Below are 18,425 nucleotides of genomic sequence, written 5' to 3'. Positions count from 1 at the left end.
CTGATGAGCACGGCCCCGATCACCCAATCCGAGCAACCAATCACCGGCCCCCAGCCCGTGATGGCCTTCACCGCGGGGGCCATCCGGCCCCCCGATGAGGCAGACATGCTCGACTGGCGCACCGAACCTGGTTCGCCCGCGTTGATCTGGGCCGTGGGATGCCACGGCGGGGCGGGAGTGTCCACCCTGGCCACCCAGCTCGCCCACGTCGGCGACAGCGGCCAACGATGGCCCGCTCGCCCCGACGAAGCCCCGTTCGTGGTCCTCATCGCACGCGAATCCGCGCGTGGCCTGGCCGCCGCCGAGGTGGCGGCCAGGCAGTACCACACCGGCCACGCACCGGGACACACCCGACTCCTGGGTCTGGTTCTCGTTGCCGCACAACCAAAACAGTCCTCGCTCACCGGGAAGAAGCCCGCTCCCTCGCTGCGGCGACATCGTGAACTGATCGTCACCCTGTTCGACCACATCTGGCGCATCGACTGGCACCCCTACCTGATCGAACGACCCCTCACCGACCTGCCCAGCGCCGGACCCGACGAACCGGTCGCCAAAAAGTTCGACCCAGCCACCCACGTCGCGCCCGACATCCTCACCCTCGGCCGCGAGCTCCGCGACCACGCCCGCGCCGCCCTCCAACAGACCGCCACCCCCTGACCTCATCGTCACCTTCCGCCACATCCCCTGCCCGCCTGGGCCCTACAGAAAGAGAAAGTCAATGAGTATCCGCAGCACCGTTCAAGCAGCCAACGTGCACGTCACCAATGTGGCCTTCGACCCGATTCCGATTCCTGGCCTGTCAGACAAGTTCAACACCTTCGGTGGGTGGGCCATGTTCGCGGCCTACCTGGCCACCGGTGTCGCTCTCATCGTCGGCGGCGGCTACATCGCGTGGGACAAGATCACCGACCACGGCGGCGGCAAAGGCGTCAAAATCGCAATCGGCTCGATCCTTGGAACCGCCGTCATTTCCTCTGCCAGCACCATCATCACGGCCGCGCAGTAAGCCGCACCGGTCTGATCATGAGAGGTAGCAATGCATCTGACCACCACAGTGTGGGCAGCAGATCTTCCACCGGAAGTCAGCCAACCGTTCATCACCCTCGGCGGGTACTTCCTGACTCTGCTGAACTTTTTCGCGCTGTGTCACCTGATCTTCCTCGGGGCGAGCATCGCCTACGAGAAGGTGAAGGATCGGCCGATGGCCGATATCGGCAGCGGCGAGTGGGCCACCAAGATCATCGTCGGGGTCTGGATCTCAGTCGTGGCCGGCGACATCGCCGCGGTGGCGCTCAGCTGACCGTCCTGGTCGCGGCCCTGATAACTGTCGTGCTGGCGGTATCAGGGTGCGGCGGCGACAGCGGCGAAGACACCGCGCCCCAGCCCACTCCGGTGCGGTTGGACGCTCCGCCGACGAACCTGACCTGGGCCTCGTTCAACGGCATGTCCATCCCACAGGCCGACCAGGGACCGCGCACCCCCGACCAACTCGCACCACGCGGGTTCGAACAATCCCCGGCCGGGGCCGCGCTCGCGGCAATCAACGCCACCATCCGCATGTCGGTGGCCACCGACGATCAGTGGCCGCAGATTGTGCGTACGTTGCTTGCGCCCGGTCCCGCCCGAGATGCGTTCATCGCCAGTCGTATTCAGCTCTCGACCACTGATCCGGTACCGGCCGGTCAAGCGCCACTCGTGCTGGGCTGGCAGGTCACCGCGTTCACCCCGCAGCAGGCGGGTGTCGATGTGTTCACCCAACTCCCCGATCAATCGCTCGCGGTCAACCACACCACGGTGGTGTGGACCGGATTCGGCGACTGGGGGCTGCTACTGCCCGACACCAACCCCTCCGTCCCTGCGGTGCAGACGGTTTCAGCTGTTCCTGCAGGCGCAGTACGGATCAAAGGAGACTGACCATGTCGATGCCCGACCCCGCCGATGACCGGTCCCGACTGCAACGCGCACGCGACGTGCGCCACAGCGGTGGCTACAAAACCACCACGTTGCTGCTGTCGTCACTGTTGATCGGCGCCATCATCCTCGGTGCCATCTACGCGGCGGTGTCGGGCAACGACGACGGCAACAGCGCCCCTCCCCCAGCATTTCCCCAAGGCACCGGGCAACCTTCCGCCCAACCTGCCCCAGCCACCGAGCTCGCGGCCGACGCCTTCGGCATTCCCACCACCGACTCACACGGCCGCCGGATCGAAACACCCACCAACCCCCTCGGACAGGTGCTCCCGCAAACCGCCAAACCCTCCCCGTCAGCCAGCATCACCGATCCCGATGCACCACTGGACGCGCCGAAAGGCTTGATGTGGCAACGCGTCAACGGCACCCCTCTGGGCTTCTCGACCTCAGACGGACCCACCAGCATCGACAGCTCCGGTGTCCCAGCCGGGTTCTCCCACACCCCGCAAGGCGCGGTGCTGGCCATCTGGCAGATCTTTCAACGCGCGGCATGGGGTCCAGGCGAACAAACCCAAGCAGTGCTGCGTGAACGGGCGGTGGTCACTGCCCAGTCTCAGCCGGTCGTGGACCGGATGATCAATGGCCGAGACGAGATCGAGCGGCTGCGCCCCCAGCTACCGGCAGGCATGTTCGATGTCCCCATCGCGGTCAAGGTGTCCAACTACGACACCGACTACGCCCACATCCAGATCGCGGTCCCCGCCTCACCGAACCGCAGCGACGGCGTCATCGCCGCCACCTACGCCTTCGACGTCGTCTGGCGCGACGGCACCTGGAAGTGGGTGGTGCCCAACGACGGCGCTGACACCGGCTCCACCATCGTCAGCCTCGGCGGGTGGTCGCAGTGGTGACGGCAACCCTCGAGGCGGCTCAGTTGCCTGCGGCCCCACCCCTGGCACCTGCGTCGGTGATCGAACCTTCAGTTGGCGGCCGAGTGGCGCGTTGGGTCCGCCGCGTGGCCGTCACCGTCGCCATGGCCCTGTTCCTGGCTACCGGTGGCGCGATGGTTACTGGCGGAGCTGGACCGGCCGCTGCCAATCCGGTGTGCGACGGTGCCGGCGCGGTGATCGGTGTGGTCGTCGGGGAAGCATGCGAGGCGGTCACCGATTTCGCTGGCGACAAAGCTGGTGACGTAGTCGATTCAGCGGTCGGCGGCACCTTCGAGAAGATCGTCAATTCGTTGCTCGACTCCTACCAAACAGTTCTGACCTGGGCGTTGTCGTGGTGGATCCAACTCCCCACTCCTGAACTCGACAACACCAACACCCTGATGCAAGACATCCACGAACACATGGTGCAGATCCAGGTGATCGGGCTGACGTTCTCGCTGATGTTCTTCGGCTTCCGGATGATCATTGACCGCAAACGCTCTTTGGCCGACGACGCCGAGGACGGATTCAAGATACTGATCCGGGCCGGATTGGCAGTCTCGGTGATTCCGCTGATGATCACCGTCGGCGGGCAAGCCTCCGATGCGTTCTCCACTTGGCTGGTCAGCGACGCCATCAATGCCGGCAACAACGACGGCGACATCATCAAGAACTTCCTCAAACTCAACCTGTTGACCGGATCTGCCTTCGGTACAACCGGACTGGGCATCCTGGGGTTCTTCGGTTTCCTCGGAGCCCTGGCACAGCTGGTGTTTCTGGTCGTGCGCCAGGCGATGCTGATGCTGGTCGTCGCCGCACTGCCGGTCGCTGCATCGTTCTCCGGGACCGGACCTGGCTCGCAAACCTATCAACGCCTCATCGGCTGGTCCGTCGCGTTCCTGCTCTTCAAACCGGTGGGCGCATTGGTGTACTTCATCGCGTTCAAAGGCGCAGGGCAGAAGGACAACGAACAGCAAGTAGTCCTGGGCATGGTGCTAATGGCGTTGTGCGCGTTCGTATTGCCCTCCCTGATGCGGCTGGTGGCCCCCGCAATCGGCACCATGGGTGCGGGCGCATCAGGAGCTGCAGCCGGCGCAGCGGTCATCGGCACCGCCGCAGCGGCAGGCACCATGGCCGCCACCATGGGCGCTGGCGGCGGAGCCGGTGGCGGCGCTGCCACCTCACCGATCGCCGGACGCACCGGCGGCCAAACCGGCGGCCAAATCTCCAGCTCGTCGGGCAACCCCGGCCCGGGCAGCGGCGGGGACAGTAACAACAGCCCACCCTCCTCGCCGCCCTCGGTCAAACCCGGGGCCCAACCAGCCCTCTCCGGTGGCGACGACTCCGGTAGCTCCTCGGGCAGCGGCGATTCAGCCGGGCCACTCAAAGCCCTCACCGAGTCCGGTGGTGTTGGCGCCATGGCCGGGGCCGGGGTGGGCGCGGCGGGCTCGGCAGTGGGCAACGAGTCCGACGTCGGCGGTCCCCCCATCTCGATGCAGCCGCGCATGCAATCGGGATGGGGCGAAAACGCCATGGACCGCTAACCCCACCTCCCCCAACCCAGTAGCCACCCGAAAGTGAGTGCCCCGATGAGTCAGCAGCCCTCCCAACAGCGGTTGTTGTACCGGCCCGCCCACGCGTTTCGTTCCGCAGGCGCGTTCGGCCTGACCATGTTCTCCACGATGCTCTTGTTGGGTGCCTTGTTCACCTGGGTGATCGTGCTCATGCTGCCGCTCCCAGCCATCATCAAGTACCTCGGCTACCCGGCTGCTTTGGCTGTGGGGATTGTGCCGCTGGTCATTTCAATCGGCGGTCGGTCACTGTGGGAAGTGGCGATGGGCAAGGGCGCGGTCATCGCCGAGCAACGGCGCGGACAATCGATGTACCGGTCCGGACCGTTCAGTCAGATCCCCAACGGCACACCACCACCGGGGTTGCTGGCCACCAGCCGCACCTTCGACTTTCACCCCGGCGATGGCAGCGCCCCGTTCGGGCTGATCCAGCTGTCCTCCCGCAACTTCTACACGCTGGTGCTGCGGACCTGGCCCCAGGGCGGGGAGTGGAACGTCCAAGCCACCCGTGACCGCTGGGTCGCACGCCTGGGCGACATGCTCACCTTCATCGGCCAGTCCCCCGACCTGGTCGCGGTGACCATCACCATCGAAACCCTGCCCGAATCAGGCAAAAGAGCCTCGACCCTGATGCGCTCACGCCTCGATGAGAACTCACCGGTCGATGCCCGCCAGGTCATCATCGAAGCCGTCGAGAAAATCCCGTCAGCCGAAGTCAAACTCGATGCCCGCGTAGCGGTCACCTGGCGCGCGGACACCGCGTTCCGCAAACGCGACGCCACGGACATGGGCGAGGAAATCTCCCGCCGTCTGGGCCGGGTCAAGGACTACTGCCACTCCGCGGGGCTGCGGGTGCGACCCATGCTCGAGCGCGAGATCTGCGCCATCGTGCGCCGATCGTTTTCTCCCGGAGATGAACTCGACTTGGAGACCGGGCTGATGACCGGCGAGCCCATGCGGTTGCGGTGGGAAGACTGCGGCCCGGTCTCAGCCTCCGATCAACACGACTGCTACCTGCACGACGCCGCCCGCTCGCTGAACTGGACGATGGCCGGCGAACCCGAGGCCCCGTTCGATTCCAACGTGCTCTCCGACCTGCTCAACACCCGCGCCGAAATCCCCCGCAAACGAGTCACCTTCGTCTACCAGCCCTACACCCCGTCCCAGGCCACCAAGATCGTCAACAAGGACCACAACGACGCCCGCCAGGCCATCAGAACCCATGTCGGGAAACTGTCCGAACGATCGCTGGTGCGGATGGAAGCCAGCGAAGCCGCCCGCCAGGAACAAGCCCGCGGCGCGGGCATGACCCGCGTGTCGATGATCGTCACCGCGACCCTTCCGGTCGAGGGCGACACCCGCAAAGTCGAAACCCTCGTCACCGACCTCGGTTTGGCTGCCGCCGTTCGCCTCACCGCAGCCAACGACCAGCAACTCGCCGTCTTTGAAGCCGGTCTTGGGCTCGGCGTGATCTTGGCCGAAGAAGCCTCCGTCTCCGACAAACTCGCCGCCTAACCGCCCAGCTCAGGAGCACACCATGCCTGCGTTCGACTCTCCCAGTGCCGGTCCCACTCGCCGCCAGCACCTTCTGCGACCCATCGTCCACGTTCTCGTCTTTTCCGGAATCGCCTTGCTCGGTGCCACGACGCTGTTGTGGCTGGTACCCAACGAGATGGCCGCGCCACTTGCACCCATCTACGCACTGATCATGGTCGTCTTCGCACACCACTGGTTCTCACCCAAGCGCAGGACCGCCTCCGGATCGGCGGCCGCCCCCCGCGATGACGAGCGGGGCCGGTGATGGTCTCGGTACTGCGGCGATCAGGCCGCTTGGTTCGCACCAGTGCCCGGTTGCCGCAGGTGTCTACGCCGCTCTCGATCGCGGACTACCGCTCGGCCGGTGGTCACACGTTCGCGTTGGTGCACGCTGAGCAGACCGCGCACTACACGGTGCTGCTCAACTGTGAGGGCTCACTGGCCCAGTGGGCGGACCTGTTTGGGCATCGGGCGATCAGTATGGGCCCGGACGCTCCGGACGTGGTCGGGCTCTCAGCGGTGTGTGAGAGCGCCCCGGCCAGCGTCGACGGCCGCCGCCAGTGGCTCCTGGCCGACGGGCACCACTACCTCGACCCCGACACCGACATCGCCGTGCGTGCGCACGTGTCGGTCACCTTCGCCGCGGTCGCCGACGACACGCGCAAAGAGCCTGAAGAGATGGGCGTGGAGGTCGGCGCCCGCCTTCCCGCGCTGATCGGATCGCTCTTGGGCACCGGGTTGGCGGTGACCCCGATGGGGTCGGGCGACGTGCTCGACGTGGTGTGCGCGGCCTACAACGAGATCACCGACACCGACGGGGTCAGCTGGCCCGAGATCGGGCCGGTGCAATCGCACCGGGTGCGTACCCTGCTGTGCCACGACGACTTTGTCTCCTCGTCCTGGCTGATCAGCCCCCATGTTCTCGACACCGAGGTCCTCCACTCCCTGATCGCGCCAGCAGCATTGGTGCCGCGCAAAAGGGTCACCGTCACCTACCGCTCGACCCGCCTGTCCCCCGAGATCGACCCGGACGATCCGTCGGCGCTGCTGCACGCCCCGCACCTGGAGCGCTTCGGCGGGATCATCACCGCGACCGAACCATTCGGCCGCACACCCACGATCGAGCCGGTCACCGACGGGCTGCCCCTCTTTGGCCGCCTGGGTCTGCGCAAGGGCTATGACCGGCACGCCGAGTTGTTCGCTGCCGGCATGGGCATCGGGGTGCTCCTGCCCGAACACAGCGACATCACCGACGAGCCCACTCGCCATCGCCACCGCCGCGCTGCGGACTGATTCCCGGCCCTTGACTCGAAAGTAGGTAGCGCTCGTGACCATTACCGATTTGTCCTCCCGCAGCGGCCGTCACCGCGACCCGCAGACCCCACTCCCGGCCGACGAGGACGTGCTGGCATTGCACGCGGGCACCCTGACCACCCCGCCCCCAGCCACCAAGGTCAAGAAGAAAAAACAACGGGAGCTCTACTCGGAGGAAGAGCGCGAGGATCTCGCCGACCAAACCCGCCAGGGTGGCCTCGGCATCAAAGCAGCCGTCGCCCGATCCCGCCTGGACAACGATGCCCGACGCCGCCAGCAGCGCCGCGAAGCCCAAGAACGCCCCATCGAGTTCGACATTCCGTCGCTGGCCCGTACCGACGCCGGCTATGACGGTAAAGGCGGCGGCACCGTCGCTCACGTCCCCCGCCCCAACGAGTTTCGGGGCACCACCGCCCAAGTGCCCGGGTTCTATCCCTTTCCCATCGGCGCCTCGGCGCCACTGACCGGCGCACCCACTGGCATTCATCAGGTGACCGGCGCGATCGTCGGATTTTCGGCGATCGAATGGTTTGAGGCCGGCGAGATCACCGCACCGTCAGCGATGGTGTTCGGCCTCAACGGTTTCGGCAAATCGACCTTCGGTCGACGCCAGGTGATGTACGACATCGCCACCGGGGTGCGGCCGCTGATCATGGGCGATCATCGCCCCGACTTCACCGACCTGATGCGCAAAATGGTGCAGCGCGACGAGCGCGGCAACGTGGTCATCAATCCCGAAACCGGTCGGCCGTACGCCCCGCAGGTGTCGGCAGTCGGCTTCGGCCATCCGCTCAACCCGCTGGCCGTCGGCGCGTTCGGCAAACTCATCGCCCGGCTGCCCGCTGCGCACCGGGAAATGGCCGAACGCGAAATGCGGGCCCGCCAGGTGTCCGCGGCGATCGGGTTGCTGGAGATCTCGGCCGGCAAACGTATCGCCCCGCACGAACGGACCTTGCTCACCACCGCACTGCGCGTGCTGTACGCCTCGAGCAACGAGTTCACCCTCACCCACGCTCCCATCCCCGGCGATGTGCTTGACCTGCTGCGCAAGGTGCCGCAGACCTTGATCGATGCCACCGCCGCCGCCACCGACACCGACCCCGAACTCGCCCGCGCCCGCGACCTGCTCGACGCCTCGGGCTCCCTGGGCCGGCGCCCCAGCGACGAACTGGCCATCGACCGCTACCTGCTGCTGACCGAGAACCTGCGTCAATCCCTGGACCAGATGGTCTCGGGGCAGTTCGGGGAAATCTTCAACGCCCAAACCGAGACGCCCATCGACATCGATGCCCTCGGGGTGTGCGTGGACATGTCCAACATCCCCGACAGCGACCACGCCCTGCGCGCAGCGGTGCTCCTGGCGTGCTGGTCCGACGGATTCTCGGCCGTGGAGGCCTCGCACAAACTCACCGACGCCGGTATGCAAGGCCCCCGCAACTACGACCTGGTGTGCGACGAGTTCTCGCTGGTCCTCGGCGTCGGTAACGGCATCGTGCAGCGAGTCGATGAAGTGACCCGCGTGCAACGCAAACAAGGCACCGGCACCCTGTTCACCACCCACACCGTCAAAGACCTCCAGGCGTTCGACTCGATGGAAGATCGCCAGCGCGCCATGGGATTTCTTGACCGGGCCCGCGCCACGATCTGCTTTCCGCTGCCCATCGAGGAAGCCAAATTGATGGAAGGCAAAGTCAACCTCAACGCCCAAGAATCAGCCACCCTCGCCGAATGGGCCACCACTCCCCGCGGCGTGGACGACCCGGTCGTCCCCGAGATCAGCGAAGACCGGTGGGCGGCCGGTGAACGGGCCGAACAAACCGGCGGGCACTCCATCCCGCCCGGCATGGGCAAGTTCCTCATCAAAAACGGCGAAAGCGACCTGCCCGGCATCCCCGTACAAATGCACCTGACACCCACCGAACGCGCCCTGGAGCTGCACAACACCAACAGCCGGTTCAAGCGGGGGCGGCCCACCACCCTTGCCGCCGAGCAGACTGCTGACGCCACGGGGGCACGTCGATGAGTGCCGACGCCGCCACCGACGGTTCGGGCGATGAGGTGGTCGAGGACCTCCTCGAACGCCTCGGATCCCATAACCCGACGCGGGCCGCGCACCCCGTCGAGGTGCAGGAGCTGGCCGTCTCAGCCGTGCGTGAACTGCTGCGCAACACCGGCATGTCGGTCTCAGCTGCCGCCACCGAGGTCGCGGTCAGTATCGGCTGCGGGGTGACCACGGTGCTGCGCTGGTGCAAACTGGCCGGCGTCGGCCGCGACGACACCCTGGGCGTGCGTGAACGCGAGTACGAAGCCCGCCTCGCGGTGGCCCAGCGCATCAACCGCGAACTCACCGACCTCGCCCGCCGCCACTACCGCGACGGTCTCTGATGGGTGAGGGCGCCGCGAAGGGGGCGATGGCCTTCATCCTGGGCATCGTCTTGTTTCTCGGTGCCTGCGGGATCATCGTGTCCTCGGTCGCCAGCGACGACGATGCCTGCGCTCCCCTGAACTCCAGCGTCATCGACGCACCAGCTGGCGCAAGTCTGTCGCCCGGCCAGCAGGTCAAGCCGATGAAAACCGCTGACTTCGTGATCAGTTCGGGTTTCGGGCCCCGCGACGGCACCATGCACCAGGGCATCGACCTCGCCGGCGACGACGGCTCACCCATCTACGCCGCCGCCGACGGCACCGTCATCGCTGCCGGTGACGCCTCCGGGTTCGGGCAGTGGATCGTGCTCGACCACAACATCAACGGCCACAAGTGGTCCACCGTGTACGGGCACATGTGGCCCCACGGCGTCCTGGTCAAACCCGGCCAGCACGTCACCGCCGGCCAACACATCGCCGCACTGGGCAACAACGGCCAATCAAGCGGCCCACACCTGCATTTCGAGGTCTGGGACGGTGGGCACCGCGACTTCGGTGGCGGCACCGCCATCGACCCGGCCGGATGGGTCAACGACAGCCCCGAACCCGGCAGCGCACCCCCACCTGCCCAACCCGCACCTCCGGCCGCGCCCGCACCGACTCCCGCTCCAGCCCCGGTAGGCGCGCGTGCTCCCCCAGCCGCTGACTCCACCGTGGTCTCGGCGGCGGACTGGGACAAGGTCGCCCAGCTCGAATCCGGCGGCAACTGGGCCATCAACACCGGCAACGGCTATTTCGGTGGGTTGCAGTTCAATCCGCAAACCTGGACCGGCAACGGCGGCGGCCAATACGCCCCCACCGCCGACATAGCCACCCGCGAACAGCAAATGGAGGTCGCCAACCGCGTCCTGGGCACCCAAGGGTGGGGCGCATGGCCGACCACGTCCATAGAAGCCGGGGTCACCAACAAAACGCCCGCTCCCGCAGGGGCCTTCGTCAACGCCGCGACCACGCCCGCGCCCGCTCCAGACGCCAAGGCTGCTGCCGAGAGCGGACCGCTGCCACCGCTACCAGCCACCAAGGGCACCGAAGCCCAGCTCCAGGTCGATTCGGTGCGCGTTGCGCGTGCCGTGGCCGCCAAGTTCCCTCAGATCCAGACCATCGGCGGATGGCGCGCCGGCGGCGGGCCGGTCGGAGATCACCCTGAAGGTCGCGCCGTCGACTTCATGATCCCGAACTACACCTCCCAGGACGGGATCGCCCTCGGCGACGAGATCAACAAGTACGTCCTGGACAACAAAGACTTCTTCCACGTCGAATACACCATTTGGCGCCAGCAGTATTTCCCCGCAGTCGGTGCCCCGAGCACGATGGGAGACCGCGGCACCCCCACCGAAAACCACTTCGACCACGTGCACGTCACCGTCGTCGGCGGCGGCGCACCCAAGGGCAACGAGGTCTACACCGCGCCCGGGGTTAACGGTTCAGGCAGCGCTCCGACCGCCGAGTGTGACCAGCCCGACGGCGGCACCCCTGGCGGCGGGGTCGACAACCTCGCGGCTGGCAAAGTGCCCCCGGAGTACGAGCCCTGGTTCCGCAAAGCCGGGAAGCTGTGCCCGCAAATCAGCTCCGCGTTCCTCGCCGGAATCGGTAAGCAGGAAACAGGTTTCAACGCCTCGCTGGTGTCCCCCGTCGGCGCCAAAGGCCCCATGCAGTTCATGGACTACACCTACCCGTCGTGGGCCAAAGACGATGACGGCAACGGCACGGCCTCACCCACCGACATCGGCGATGCGGTGATGGCCGCAGGCCGCTACTCCTGCGACAACGCCCGCATCGTGGACGAGGCGATCGCCAAAGGCACCGTCAAAGCCCCCGCCGACGGCGGCGCACACAAGCTCTATGCCGAGTCCTACAACGCCGGGGTCGGAGCGATCCTCGAGGCCGGTGGTGAGCCCTCCGGCGGCGACTACGACGTCCAAACCCGCCCCTACGGCACCAATGTCGTGCGCTACATGCATGAGTTCGCCCAACAAGGACTGGATCAACGATGACCCGCACCCCCGCAACCACAGTCGCCGTCACCGTGCTCACAGTGCTGGCCCTGCTCGGCATCACCGCATGCGGATCGGGCGACGACCACCCCCCGCACACCGACCACGAGCACGGTGAGCACTACACCGCCCCACCAGGACTCGTCGACGCCCAGGTGCCCAGCGGGGCGCTGACCAGAGCTCTGGCGGCGATCTTCAGCTGGGAACCGGTGACCGATAAATCCCCCACTGACGCCCTGCGCCGCGCGGCCCCTCACCTGACCGGCGACGCCCTCAGATCAGCGCAGACCCCGGATGCTCGCGGTGTGCGCACCAGCACCGAATGGGCCGGCTGGCGCAGCTCCGGTGATCTGATCACCGCCCGCGTGACCGACGCCCAAGCCACCCTCACCAGCCCCGGCGAGGCGTTCGGACGCGCCAACGTCGCCCAAACCGTCCTCCACCTCAACGGCGGATCCACCCCCTACCGCTCGTTCACCGTGACCGCCCAGCTCCGCCAGGTCGAGGGCACCTGGAAACTCGCCACCTACCCCGACAACGCCGAATAACCCTGCCGCACTTTAGGAGACACCGATGAACATGATGGGCACCACCCGCCGGGTCACCCCCGGTAAACGCGACTCTGCCACCGACCCCGGGCTGGTCCTCGCCGGCATCGCCATCACCGTTCTCGCGGTGGTCTCGATCGTGCTGGTGTCCTCCGTTCACCTGTCCGGCGCCGACAATGCCCCAATCAACCCGGCAGCCTTGACGTTGGCCATTGCACAGGACAAGACGCCCTGGACCGGTGCGATGACGGCGATTGCCGTCGCCGAAACGCTTCTGCTCGTCGGACTGGCTACGGCAGGTGTGTGGCTGTATGTGCGCCGCTCCAACCCCGCAGCCCGCGACTTCGACCGGGCCGCCCGTCTGATGGGCCGCGGCCGCCAGATCGAGTTCCTCACCGAACGCGGTGCCCTCGCCAAAGCCGCAACCTTGGGCGTCCCCCGAGCATTCGGTCCGGGGCTTCCGCTCGGCAAAGCAGTCGCCGGCGGCAAACGGCTGTACTCCAACTGGGAAACCTGCACCGTCGACATCTGGGGACCTCGGCGCGGTAAAACCCTGAGCCGGATCATCCCCGGCATCCTCGCTGCGCCCGGCGCGGTGCTGGCCACCTCAAACAAGTACGACTACATGGTCAAAGCCACCCGCGCCTTGCGCCGGCGCATGGGCCGGATCTGGCTGTTCGACCTCCAAAAGATCGCCAACCACGAACCGGACTTCTGGTGGAACCCCCTGACCTACATCACCGACGACGACACCGCCGAAAAAGCGGTCTCTGTCCTGGCCGTCGACGGCGTGCCCACCGGAGGGGGCGGCGGCGGCAGCGCCGAGTTCTTCCACAAAGCAGCCTCTCGCCTGCTCAAATGCCTCCTGCTCGCTGCTGCACTCGACCGCAAACCTGCACCGATCGTTGCCGCCTGGACCGCCATCCCCTCCGACGCCAGCGAGGCCGCTGAGATCCTCGACCGCCACGGATGGCCCCGGCTGGCCAACGAAGTACGCGCCGCGGTCGCCTCCCCATCCGATCAGCGTGGCGGCGTGTTCGAAACAGCCCTGAACTGGGCGTCAGTGTTCACCATGTCCACCGTCCAAGCCTGGATCACCGACCCCGGTGACGGCCGACCACACTTCGACCCGGACGCGTTCGTGCGGTCCAAAGACACCGCCTACGTCCTGTCTCGAGGCAAGGGTGATGGCAGCTCCGCCGGACCCATCGCCACGCTGCTCACCGTGGCCGTGTGCGAGGCCGCCGAACAGTTCGCCGCCGAACAGGGTGGACGTCTGCAGGTGCCGCTGGTCTGCCAGCTCGATGAGGCCGGCAACGTGCTGCGCTGGCCCGCCATGGCCGAGAAGTACACCCACTACGGCTCGCGCGGCATCCTGCTCTCGGCGATGTTCCAGTCCTGGAGCCAAGGCGTGGCAACCTTCGGCAAAGAAGGCTGGTCGACGCTCTGGGACGCGGCAGGCGTCGCGATCTACGGCGGCGGCATCAAAGACACCGACCCCCTGGGCGACTTCTCCCAACTGATCGGCCAATACCAGTACCAGTCGGTATCCCGCAGCTCCGGCGGCAGTGGCGGCTCGACCTCGCGCAGCGCCCAAACCGAACGCGTCCTCGACGTCGCCGACCTCGGCGCGATCCCGTTCGGCCGCGTCATCGCGTTCGGAGGATCAGCCGCCCCGGTCCTGATCGAGACCGAGTTCTGGTTCAACACCCCGCTGGGCAAAAAAGCCCAGCACGCCACCGACGAGGACGACGCTGCCTCCACCAAAACCCTCCTCGAGCTGAACGACGGAGGATCTGCGCGATGACTATGAACCACAACGGGTTTGACGCTCCTTCCCCACCACGTGACCCCGGCGCAGAAACTGTCGCAGCTATCGCGGACAAACTGGTCGAGACTCTAGGTGACGCTGCCCAACGATCCATCGGACAGGTGCTTGCGAAAGCTACCGGCGATCCGCTCAGCTCTGCGATCGAGGGCAGCGAGCTGCTCCTTCAGTTCGAAGCAGACACCGCTCGCGCGGTGCACCAAGCGTTCACCCCTGCTGCGGTGGACGAAGCGATTGTCGAAGCGGTTGCTGACCTGGTGTATCCGCCAGAACCGCAACTCCAATTTGAAACCCTCGATGCGTTCGTGACCGGCTACATCGCCCGGGTATTTCGCCGAGATGTGGTGCACGGCCGCGACTACCTGTGGTGCCCACGCTGGTTCGAGCACGAACCAGCCGTCGTCACACTGACAGGGTTGTGGCTGTCGTTCGAGGTGCTGCGCAACGACCCAGGCACCGGACCTGCGGTGTGGCAGCGCGACTACCTGCTGCCCCTGATGAATGCGCTGACCTCCCCGAGCGGACCTTTGGTCGGCTGCAAAGCCACCCACCACGCGAAGTCTCTTCCGCCGCTTCCGTGCGACCCCACCCCGCCCGGGCTGTTTGAAGACACCCCGGCAGAGGTCACCGACGCCGTGCGTACCCGCACCACCCCACCAGCAGTGCCCTTGGCCGAGGGCGGTAGAACGCCGCAACCCGCGGCCTCGCCCAGCCGATAGCCCGCACACCCCTAGGAAAGGAAACCCGTTGTGAGTGAGACAGATACCGGCCATGAACAGGAAGTAGGCCGAGCGTTTCGGCAGGTGATGCGGGTGGCGTTGGCGATGGCCTCCCAATTGGCCCAGCACCGCGCCCGCCTACACCAGCAACGCCAGCAAGAACTTGAACGTGCAGCGCGCGAGCAACAGGGGGTCATCGATGCCCGCGAACAACAGCTGCGCACCGCCGCCCGCGATGCTCTGGCTGCCGATCGCGAACGCCACCAAACCGCACGCCGGATCGCTGAGTACCAGCTCAACCGGGTCGATCGTGACAAGTGGTGGGAGAACGCCACACCCGAGAAGATCGCTACGGCCTATCGCCAAGCCCAGGAATGGCGCAGTGAGTCCGGAGCGGCGATCAATGCCGCAGAGGTCATCGAAGAACGCGTCGGTATCGACAAAGGACTCAACCTCGCCGCCGTGTCCGAGGAAGACCTCGACACGGCGTTGGCGGAGGCGTACATGACACCCCGCCAACGCGCCCAACGTAATGCCGAACGCAAACGCGAACAACAGCAAGGCCAAGACGCTGGCAGTGACCGGCTCATCGCCCAGAACCTCGCCGATTCGCTCGTTGCGGACGCCGACCGTGAGGACGCCCAAGTCGACGCCGAACTTGACGCCGACGGTGGACCGGCCCACACCCCTGTCGAGTACAGCCCGGCCGCCGCCAAAGCGCGCGAGGAGATCCGAGCGATGCTCGCCGGCAAGAAGCGCAGCGCGACCGGCCTTCCTGGCAGCACGCCGTCACCGCTGCTCAATCTGCCGCCCACCCCGGCTCGCGACGACCAGGTCGAGGACATCGATCCATCGAGACCCTTGCTCAACCTCCCGCAGCCGACCAGCGACAACAGCGACACGGTCACGCCCGAGGAACCAGCTGCCTCGCTGCTGAACATGCCCAACCCCACCACCGGCCTATCCCCTGACAGCACGCCGTCGCCGCTGGCGGACGCCATCAAGTCGGGTGCGCAGCTGGCCGCCGACGCCGAACCGACAGTGGCAGCAGTCAAAACACTGGCCACCGACGGGACGGGCCCAAACCTCCATGCGGCGGCAGCGACAGCGGCAGATCAGCGTCCTGCCGGCTACGACACCGTGGAACGGCGGGAGGCGACCGAAGAGTGGGTGCGCGAGAACACCGAAGCGACCGAGGGTGCGATCTCGGCTCGGATGACCGCTGACATCAGCTCCGCCCATCCGCCACAGGCCGCGGTCGGAGCGAAAGCCAAAACTGCCGGCAAAGCCAACACCACCGGCCAGGTCCGCAACCTCACCAACACCCAGGGCCCGCAACACCGCCAATCTCGCTGACCCCAACGAACGTTCGGCATCTCTGCAACCAACCACCCCGAGTGAGAAGGAGCACCCCTCATGGCGCTATCCCGCGCAGAAGAATGGACCAAGGCCAAAGAGTTCGTCGCCGAACACGCCGACGAGCTCCGCGAACTCGATTCACCCAGCGCACTGTTCAAATATTGCGAGAAGAAGCACCACGGCGGGAAGTCGCTATGGCCCAAAGTGCGCACGGAACTACGCAAACAGCTCGGCATCGACCTCGACCAGATGCGTGCTGACGCCGCGGCGGCCCTCGCCGACAAAGCCCGCCACCTGTCGGACTCATCAGCCGATGCGCCCACCGTCGAGCTGTACACCGCCGGCGAGCTCCTCGAAAAACCCAGCCGCGACGACCCAGATGAAGTCGAGATCGTTCCGGCGTTCGCGATCGCCGACCTTGCAGGAGAACCGGTGTGGTTCGGCAACGTGCACCCCAACGACCGGGACAAGATGACCGACGAGTTGGCGGTGGCCACCGATGCCGCCCGCAAAGCTGTCTGGCTTGCTGGCCAAGTCCGCGACGATCAGGGCCTGGAAATGGTGCGAGTCATCATCCACCACAGCCACCCTGGCATCGACGCTGCTGCGCTCGCCCGCGCCGGGGTCAAACACCTGGTGGCCGTGACACTCTCACACGTTGATGATTCGGCTGAGAACCCGGCCACCGCCATCTGCCTCGACGCTCCCGGATACCGCGACTGGCACGAACACCGTCTCTCCGACCTGCTGGCCACACCGGCCGCCTCGGGCAGGTGAGCACCCTTGAGCGCACCATCGCCCCAACAGCCCGCGGACCCGATCACCGTGTACAGCAAACCGGCCTGCGTGCAGTGCACCGCCACCTACAAAGCGCTCGACAAAGCTGGCATCGACTACGAGACCGTCGACATCACCACCAATCCGAAGGCCCGCGACTACGTGATGAGCTTGGGCTATCAGCAAGCGCCCGTGGTGGTGACCGGCGAGCACCACTGGTCTGGGTTCCGCCCGGACAGAGTCAAAGCGGTAGCAGCCCAGCAGCGCTCTTCCTCACCGTCACCGCCGGATACCGCAGCAGCAATGTCGGAGCTGCTGCGCGCCACCACCGTCCCGGCGACGACAGCATCCCTGGTCGTCGGGCCACCCGAGAACACCCACGCCGCCTCCACTCAGCCGGTGACACCACCGGCTCAACGCCAGCAGGGGCGCACGAGATGGTGATCGTGCGCGCCGCACTACCAATCGACGTCCAACCCGACGCCCACTGGGCAGCCAGCCTCGCCAGGCAACTGCGAACAGTGACCGTCGACGCCCACCCCGCCAGCGCCGGGGAGGTCTATCTCGTGCTCACGCCCGTCAACGGTGCGCACCCCGCCGCCGCCGACAAGGCAGCAGCTGAACTCATCGCGACGCCAAGCACCTTCGGATTGCGCATTGCTGCGCACACCTACGACCTCAGCGACCGGGACTAGCCCGATCCGCACGGCCACCTCGAAAGGAGGCACACAGCCGCAACATTCAACGATTCGACACAAGCAATCGCATACAGCAATCAGTCTTCTGCAACTCTCTGCAACCAAAGACAAGGATCACCATGACCTCGATACGCTCCAAAATCGCCGCCAGCGCAATGACAATCGCTGCCGCTGCCACCATCGCGGTGGGAGCCGGCGGCGGCACCGCCAACGCCGACGATCCCAACTGGCCCAATTACAAAGTGGGCCCGTACCCGTCGATGCAGGCTTGCCAAACGGCGATGACTCCCTACATCAGGGTGTCGGGATGTTTCCACGACTTCTGGCCCGTGCAGGCGTACTACTTCTGGGGCGAAACGATCTAACACCCGGACCTGGAGCCGCCGACACCCCACGTGTCGGCGGCTCTACCCATTCAACCAAAGGACCTCCACCAGTGAGCATTCCCGACGATCCCGCCTACCTCCTCGATGACGCCCGACAGAACCTGATCGACGCCGACAGAGAACCCCCCGGCAGCACCCGACGCCGCTCCTTCGCCCACCACGCCGAAACCCGATGCGCCGACCTCATCCTTCGGCCAGAGTCCTCCGAGACGCAGCGCGCCCAAGCCTCAGTGTTCCTCGTCGAGCAAGCCCAAGAGATTCCAGAAAGAACTATCCACCGACCCGCCCGGCAATCAGCTCGGTACCCGGGTAGCCCAACGCCGGCAACAACGCGACAACGATCGCGCCCAAGGCCCGCCGTCGGTCCTCGACGCCACAGCGAACCACCCTCGCCACGACATCCCCCGAGCCACCAACGGACACGCGCCCTC

Annotated in this window: 21 protein-coding genes and 1 pseudogene; 20 read left to right on the top strand and 2 right to left on the bottom strand. The window is 66.3% G+C overall.

Annotated features, from left to right (window positions below; translation table 11 throughout):
* The first annotated feature begins 3 nt into the window (after positions 1–3).
* The 20 genes and pseudogenes from ACVWY6_RS23805 to ACVWY6_RS23710 all read left to right on the top strand — a co-directional run bounded on the left by ACVWY6_RS23805 (position 4) and on the right by ACVWY6_RS23710 (position 17,973).
* The gene (locus ACVWY6_RS23805; RefSeq protein ID WP_051722082.1) at positions 4–657 is read left to right on the top strand and encodes a DUF6668 family protein; all 654 of its coding nucleotides are present in this window, start codon (positions 4–6) and stop codon (positions 655–657) included.
* A 61-nt stretch (positions 658–718) separates the two neighbouring features.
* A complete protein-coding gene (locus ACVWY6_RS23800) occupies positions 719–1,006 on the top strand; it encodes a hypothetical protein (protein ID WP_030175593.1) in 288 nt (95 codons plus the stop codon).
* Positions 1,007–1,036: 30 nt separating this feature from the next.
* Positions 1,037–1,300 (top strand): hypothetical protein, encoded by a 264-nt coding sequence (locus ACVWY6_RS23795; RefSeq protein WP_030175590.1) that lies wholly within the window; start codon positions 1,037–1,039, stop codon positions 1,298–1,300.
* 29 nt (positions 1,301–1,329) lie between these two features.
* On the top strand, positions 1,330–1,914 hold the full coding sequence (locus tag ACVWY6_RS23790; protein ID WP_400730848.1) for a hypothetical protein: 585 nt from the start codon (positions 1,330–1,332) through the stop codon (positions 1,912–1,914).
* A 2-nt stretch (positions 1,915–1,916) separates the two neighbouring features.
* On the top strand, positions 1,917–2,822 hold the full coding sequence (locus ACVWY6_RS23785) for a hypothetical protein (RefSeq protein WP_051722080.1): 906 nt from the start codon (positions 1,917–1,919) through the stop codon (positions 2,820–2,822).
* The gene (locus tag ACVWY6_RS23780) at positions 2,807–4,384 is read left to right on the top strand and encodes a hypothetical protein (RefSeq protein ID WP_030175584.1); all 1,578 of its coding nucleotides are present in this window, start codon (positions 2,807–2,809) and stop codon (positions 4,382–4,384) included. The genes ACVWY6_RS23785 and ACVWY6_RS23780 overlap by 16 nt, the downstream gene beginning before the upstream one ends.
* 45 nt (positions 4,385–4,429) lie before the next feature.
* Positions 4,430–5,926 carry an SCO6880 family protein gene (locus ACVWY6_RS23775; protein WP_030175582.1) on the top strand — a complete coding sequence of 499 codons (1,497 nt, stop codon included), beginning with the start codon at positions 4,430–4,432 and terminating at the stop codon, positions 5,924–5,926.
* 22 nt (positions 5,927–5,948) lie between these two features.
* Entirely contained in the window at positions 5,949–6,212 is a 264-nt protein-coding gene (locus tag ACVWY6_RS23770) for a hypothetical protein (RefSeq protein WP_030175581.1), read from the top strand.
* Positions 6,212–7,240 carry an SCO6880 family protein gene (locus ACVWY6_RS23765; RefSeq protein WP_030175578.1) on the top strand — a complete coding sequence of 343 codons (1,029 nt, stop codon included), beginning with the start codon at positions 6,212–6,214 and terminating at the stop codon, positions 7,238–7,240. The genes ACVWY6_RS23770 and ACVWY6_RS23765 overlap by 1 nt, the downstream gene beginning before the upstream one ends.
* Positions 7,241–7,274: 34 nt before the next feature.
* The gene (locus ACVWY6_RS23760) at positions 7,275–9,284 is read left to right on the top strand and encodes a hypothetical protein (RefSeq protein ID WP_051722079.1); all 2,010 of its coding nucleotides are present in this window, start codon (positions 7,275–7,277) and stop codon (positions 9,282–9,284) included.
* Positions 9,281–9,646: a hypothetical protein gene (locus tag ACVWY6_RS23755; protein WP_023954626.1), complete on the top strand. Its 366-nt coding sequence runs from the start codon at positions 9,281–9,283 to the stop codon at positions 9,644–9,646. Before ACVWY6_RS23760 ends, ACVWY6_RS23755 begins: the two co-directional genes overlap by 4 nt.
* Positions 9,646–11,679: a transglycosylase family protein gene (locus ACVWY6_RS23750; protein WP_030175569.1), complete on the top strand. Its 2,034-nt coding sequence runs from the start codon at positions 9,646–9,648 to the stop codon at positions 11,677–11,679. The genes ACVWY6_RS23755 and ACVWY6_RS23750 overlap by 1 nt, the downstream gene beginning before the upstream one ends.
* A complete protein-coding gene (locus tag ACVWY6_RS23745) occupies positions 11,676–12,227 on the top strand; it encodes a hypothetical protein (protein ID WP_051722078.1) in 552 nt (183 codons plus the stop codon). Before ACVWY6_RS23750 ends, ACVWY6_RS23745 begins: the two co-directional genes overlap by 4 nt.
* A gap of 25 nt (positions 12,228–12,252) precedes the next feature.
* Positions 12,253–14,034 carry a type IV secretory system conjugative DNA transfer family protein gene (locus ACVWY6_RS23740; RefSeq protein ID WP_051722077.1) on the top strand — a complete coding sequence of 594 codons (1,782 nt, stop codon included), beginning with the start codon at positions 12,253–12,255 and terminating at the stop codon, positions 14,032–14,034.
* A 125-nt stretch (positions 14,035–14,159) separates the two neighbouring features.
* Positions 14,160–14,774 carry a DUF4913 domain-containing protein gene (locus ACVWY6_RS23735; protein ID WP_457541436.1) on the top strand — a complete coding sequence of 205 codons (615 nt, stop codon included), beginning with the start codon at positions 14,160–14,162 and terminating at the stop codon, positions 14,772–14,774.
* A gap of 30 nt (positions 14,775–14,804) precedes the next feature.
* Positions 14,805–16,130, top strand: coding sequence for a coiled-coil domain-containing protein (locus ACVWY6_RS23730; protein WP_156045808.1), 1,326 nt, complete (start codon positions 14,805–14,807; stop codon positions 16,128–16,130).
* A 60-nt stretch (positions 16,131–16,190) separates the two neighbouring features.
* Complete coding sequence (locus ACVWY6_RS23725) at positions 16,191–16,910, top strand: hypothetical protein (RefSeq protein WP_030175553.1); 720 nt, start codon at positions 16,191–16,193, stop codon at positions 16,908–16,910.
* A gap of 42 nt (positions 16,911–16,952) precedes the next feature.
* Positions 16,953–17,183 (top strand): annotated as a pseudogene (gene nrdH / locus ACVWY6_RS23720) (glutaredoxin-like protein NrdH); the annotation flags it as partial.
* 164 nt (positions 17,184–17,347) lie between these two features.
* The gene (locus ACVWY6_RS23715; RefSeq protein ID WP_457541434.1) at positions 17,348–17,605 is read left to right on the top strand and encodes a hypothetical protein; all 258 of its coding nucleotides are present in this window, start codon (positions 17,348–17,350) and stop codon (positions 17,603–17,605) included.
* Between the two features lie 122 nt (positions 17,606–17,727).
* Entirely contained in the window at positions 17,728–17,973 is a 246-nt protein-coding gene (locus ACVWY6_RS23710; RefSeq protein WP_156045806.1) for a hypothetical protein, read from the top strand.
* A gap of 50 nt (positions 17,974–18,023) precedes the next feature.
* Here ACVWY6_RS23710 and ACVWY6_RS23705 read toward each other — a convergent pair whose 3' ends face one another.
* Together ACVWY6_RS23705 and ACVWY6_RS23700 are read right to left on the bottom strand one after the other, a co-directional pair.
* On the bottom strand, positions 18,024–18,218 hold the full coding sequence (locus ACVWY6_RS23705) for a hypothetical protein (protein ID WP_030175543.1): 195 nt from the start codon (positions 18,216–18,218) through the stop codon (positions 18,024–18,026).
* Between the two features lie 46 nt (positions 18,219–18,264).
* Complete coding sequence (locus ACVWY6_RS23700; RefSeq protein WP_156045803.1) at positions 18,265–18,417, bottom strand: hypothetical protein; 153 nt, start codon at positions 18,415–18,417, stop codon at positions 18,265–18,267.
* Positions 18,418–18,425 lie beyond the last annotated feature (8 nt).

It is taken from the genome of Williamsia sp. R60 (assembly GCF_054063855.1).
Note: the sequence above shows the minus strand (reverse complement) of the source record. Positions and strands in the feature narration are given on the sequence as shown.

Coding starts and splice junctions, on each gene's coding strand:
- ACVWY6_RS23805 (WP_051722082.1), top strand. CDS start 4: ATGAGCACGGCCCCGATCACCCAATCCGAGCAACCAATCACCGGCCCC.
- ACVWY6_RS23800 (WP_030175593.1), top strand. CDS start 719: ATGAGTATCCGCAGCACCGTTCAAGCAGCCAACGTGCACGTCACCAAT.
- ACVWY6_RS23795 (WP_030175590.1), top strand. CDS start 1,037: ATGCATCTGACCACCACAGTGTGGGCAGCAGATCTTCCACCGGAAGTC.
- ACVWY6_RS23785 (WP_051722080.1), top strand. CDS start 1,917: ATGTCGATGCCCGACCCCGCCGATGACCGGTCCCGACTGCAACGCGCA.
- ACVWY6_RS23775 (WP_030175582.1), top strand. CDS start 4,430: ATGAGTCAGCAGCCCTCCCAACAGCGGTTGTTGTACCGGCCCGCCCAC.
- ACVWY6_RS23770 (WP_030175581.1), top strand. CDS start 5,949: ATGCCTGCGTTCGACTCTCCCAGTGCCGGTCCCACTCGCCGCCAGCAC.
- ACVWY6_RS23765 (WP_030175578.1), top strand. CDS start 6,212: ATGGTCTCGGTACTGCGGCGATCAGGCCGCTTGGTTCGCACCAGTGCC.
- ACVWY6_RS23755 (WP_023954626.1), top strand. CDS start 9,281: ATGAGTGCCGACGCCGCCACCGACGGTTCGGGCGATGAGGTGGTCGAG.
- ACVWY6_RS23750 (WP_030175569.1), top strand. CDS start 9,646: ATGGGTGAGGGCGCCGCGAAGGGGGCGATGGCCTTCATCCTGGGCATC.
- ACVWY6_RS23745 (WP_051722078.1), top strand. CDS start 11,676: ATGACCCGCACCCCCGCAACCACAGTCGCCGTCACCGTGCTCACAGTG.
- ACVWY6_RS23740 (WP_051722077.1), top strand. CDS start 12,253: ATGAACATGATGGGCACCACCCGCCGGGTCACCCCCGGTAAACGCGAC.
- ACVWY6_RS23725 (WP_030175553.1), top strand. CDS start 16,191: ATGGCGCTATCCCGCGCAGAAGAATGGACCAAGGCCAAAGAGTTCGTC.
- ACVWY6_RS23715 (WP_457541434.1), top strand. CDS start 17,348: ATGGTGATCGTGCGCGCCGCACTACCAATCGACGTCCAACCCGACGCC.
- ACVWY6_RS23710 (WP_156045806.1), top strand. CDS start 17,728: ATGACCTCGATACGCTCCAAAATCGCCGCCAGCGCAATGACAATCGCT.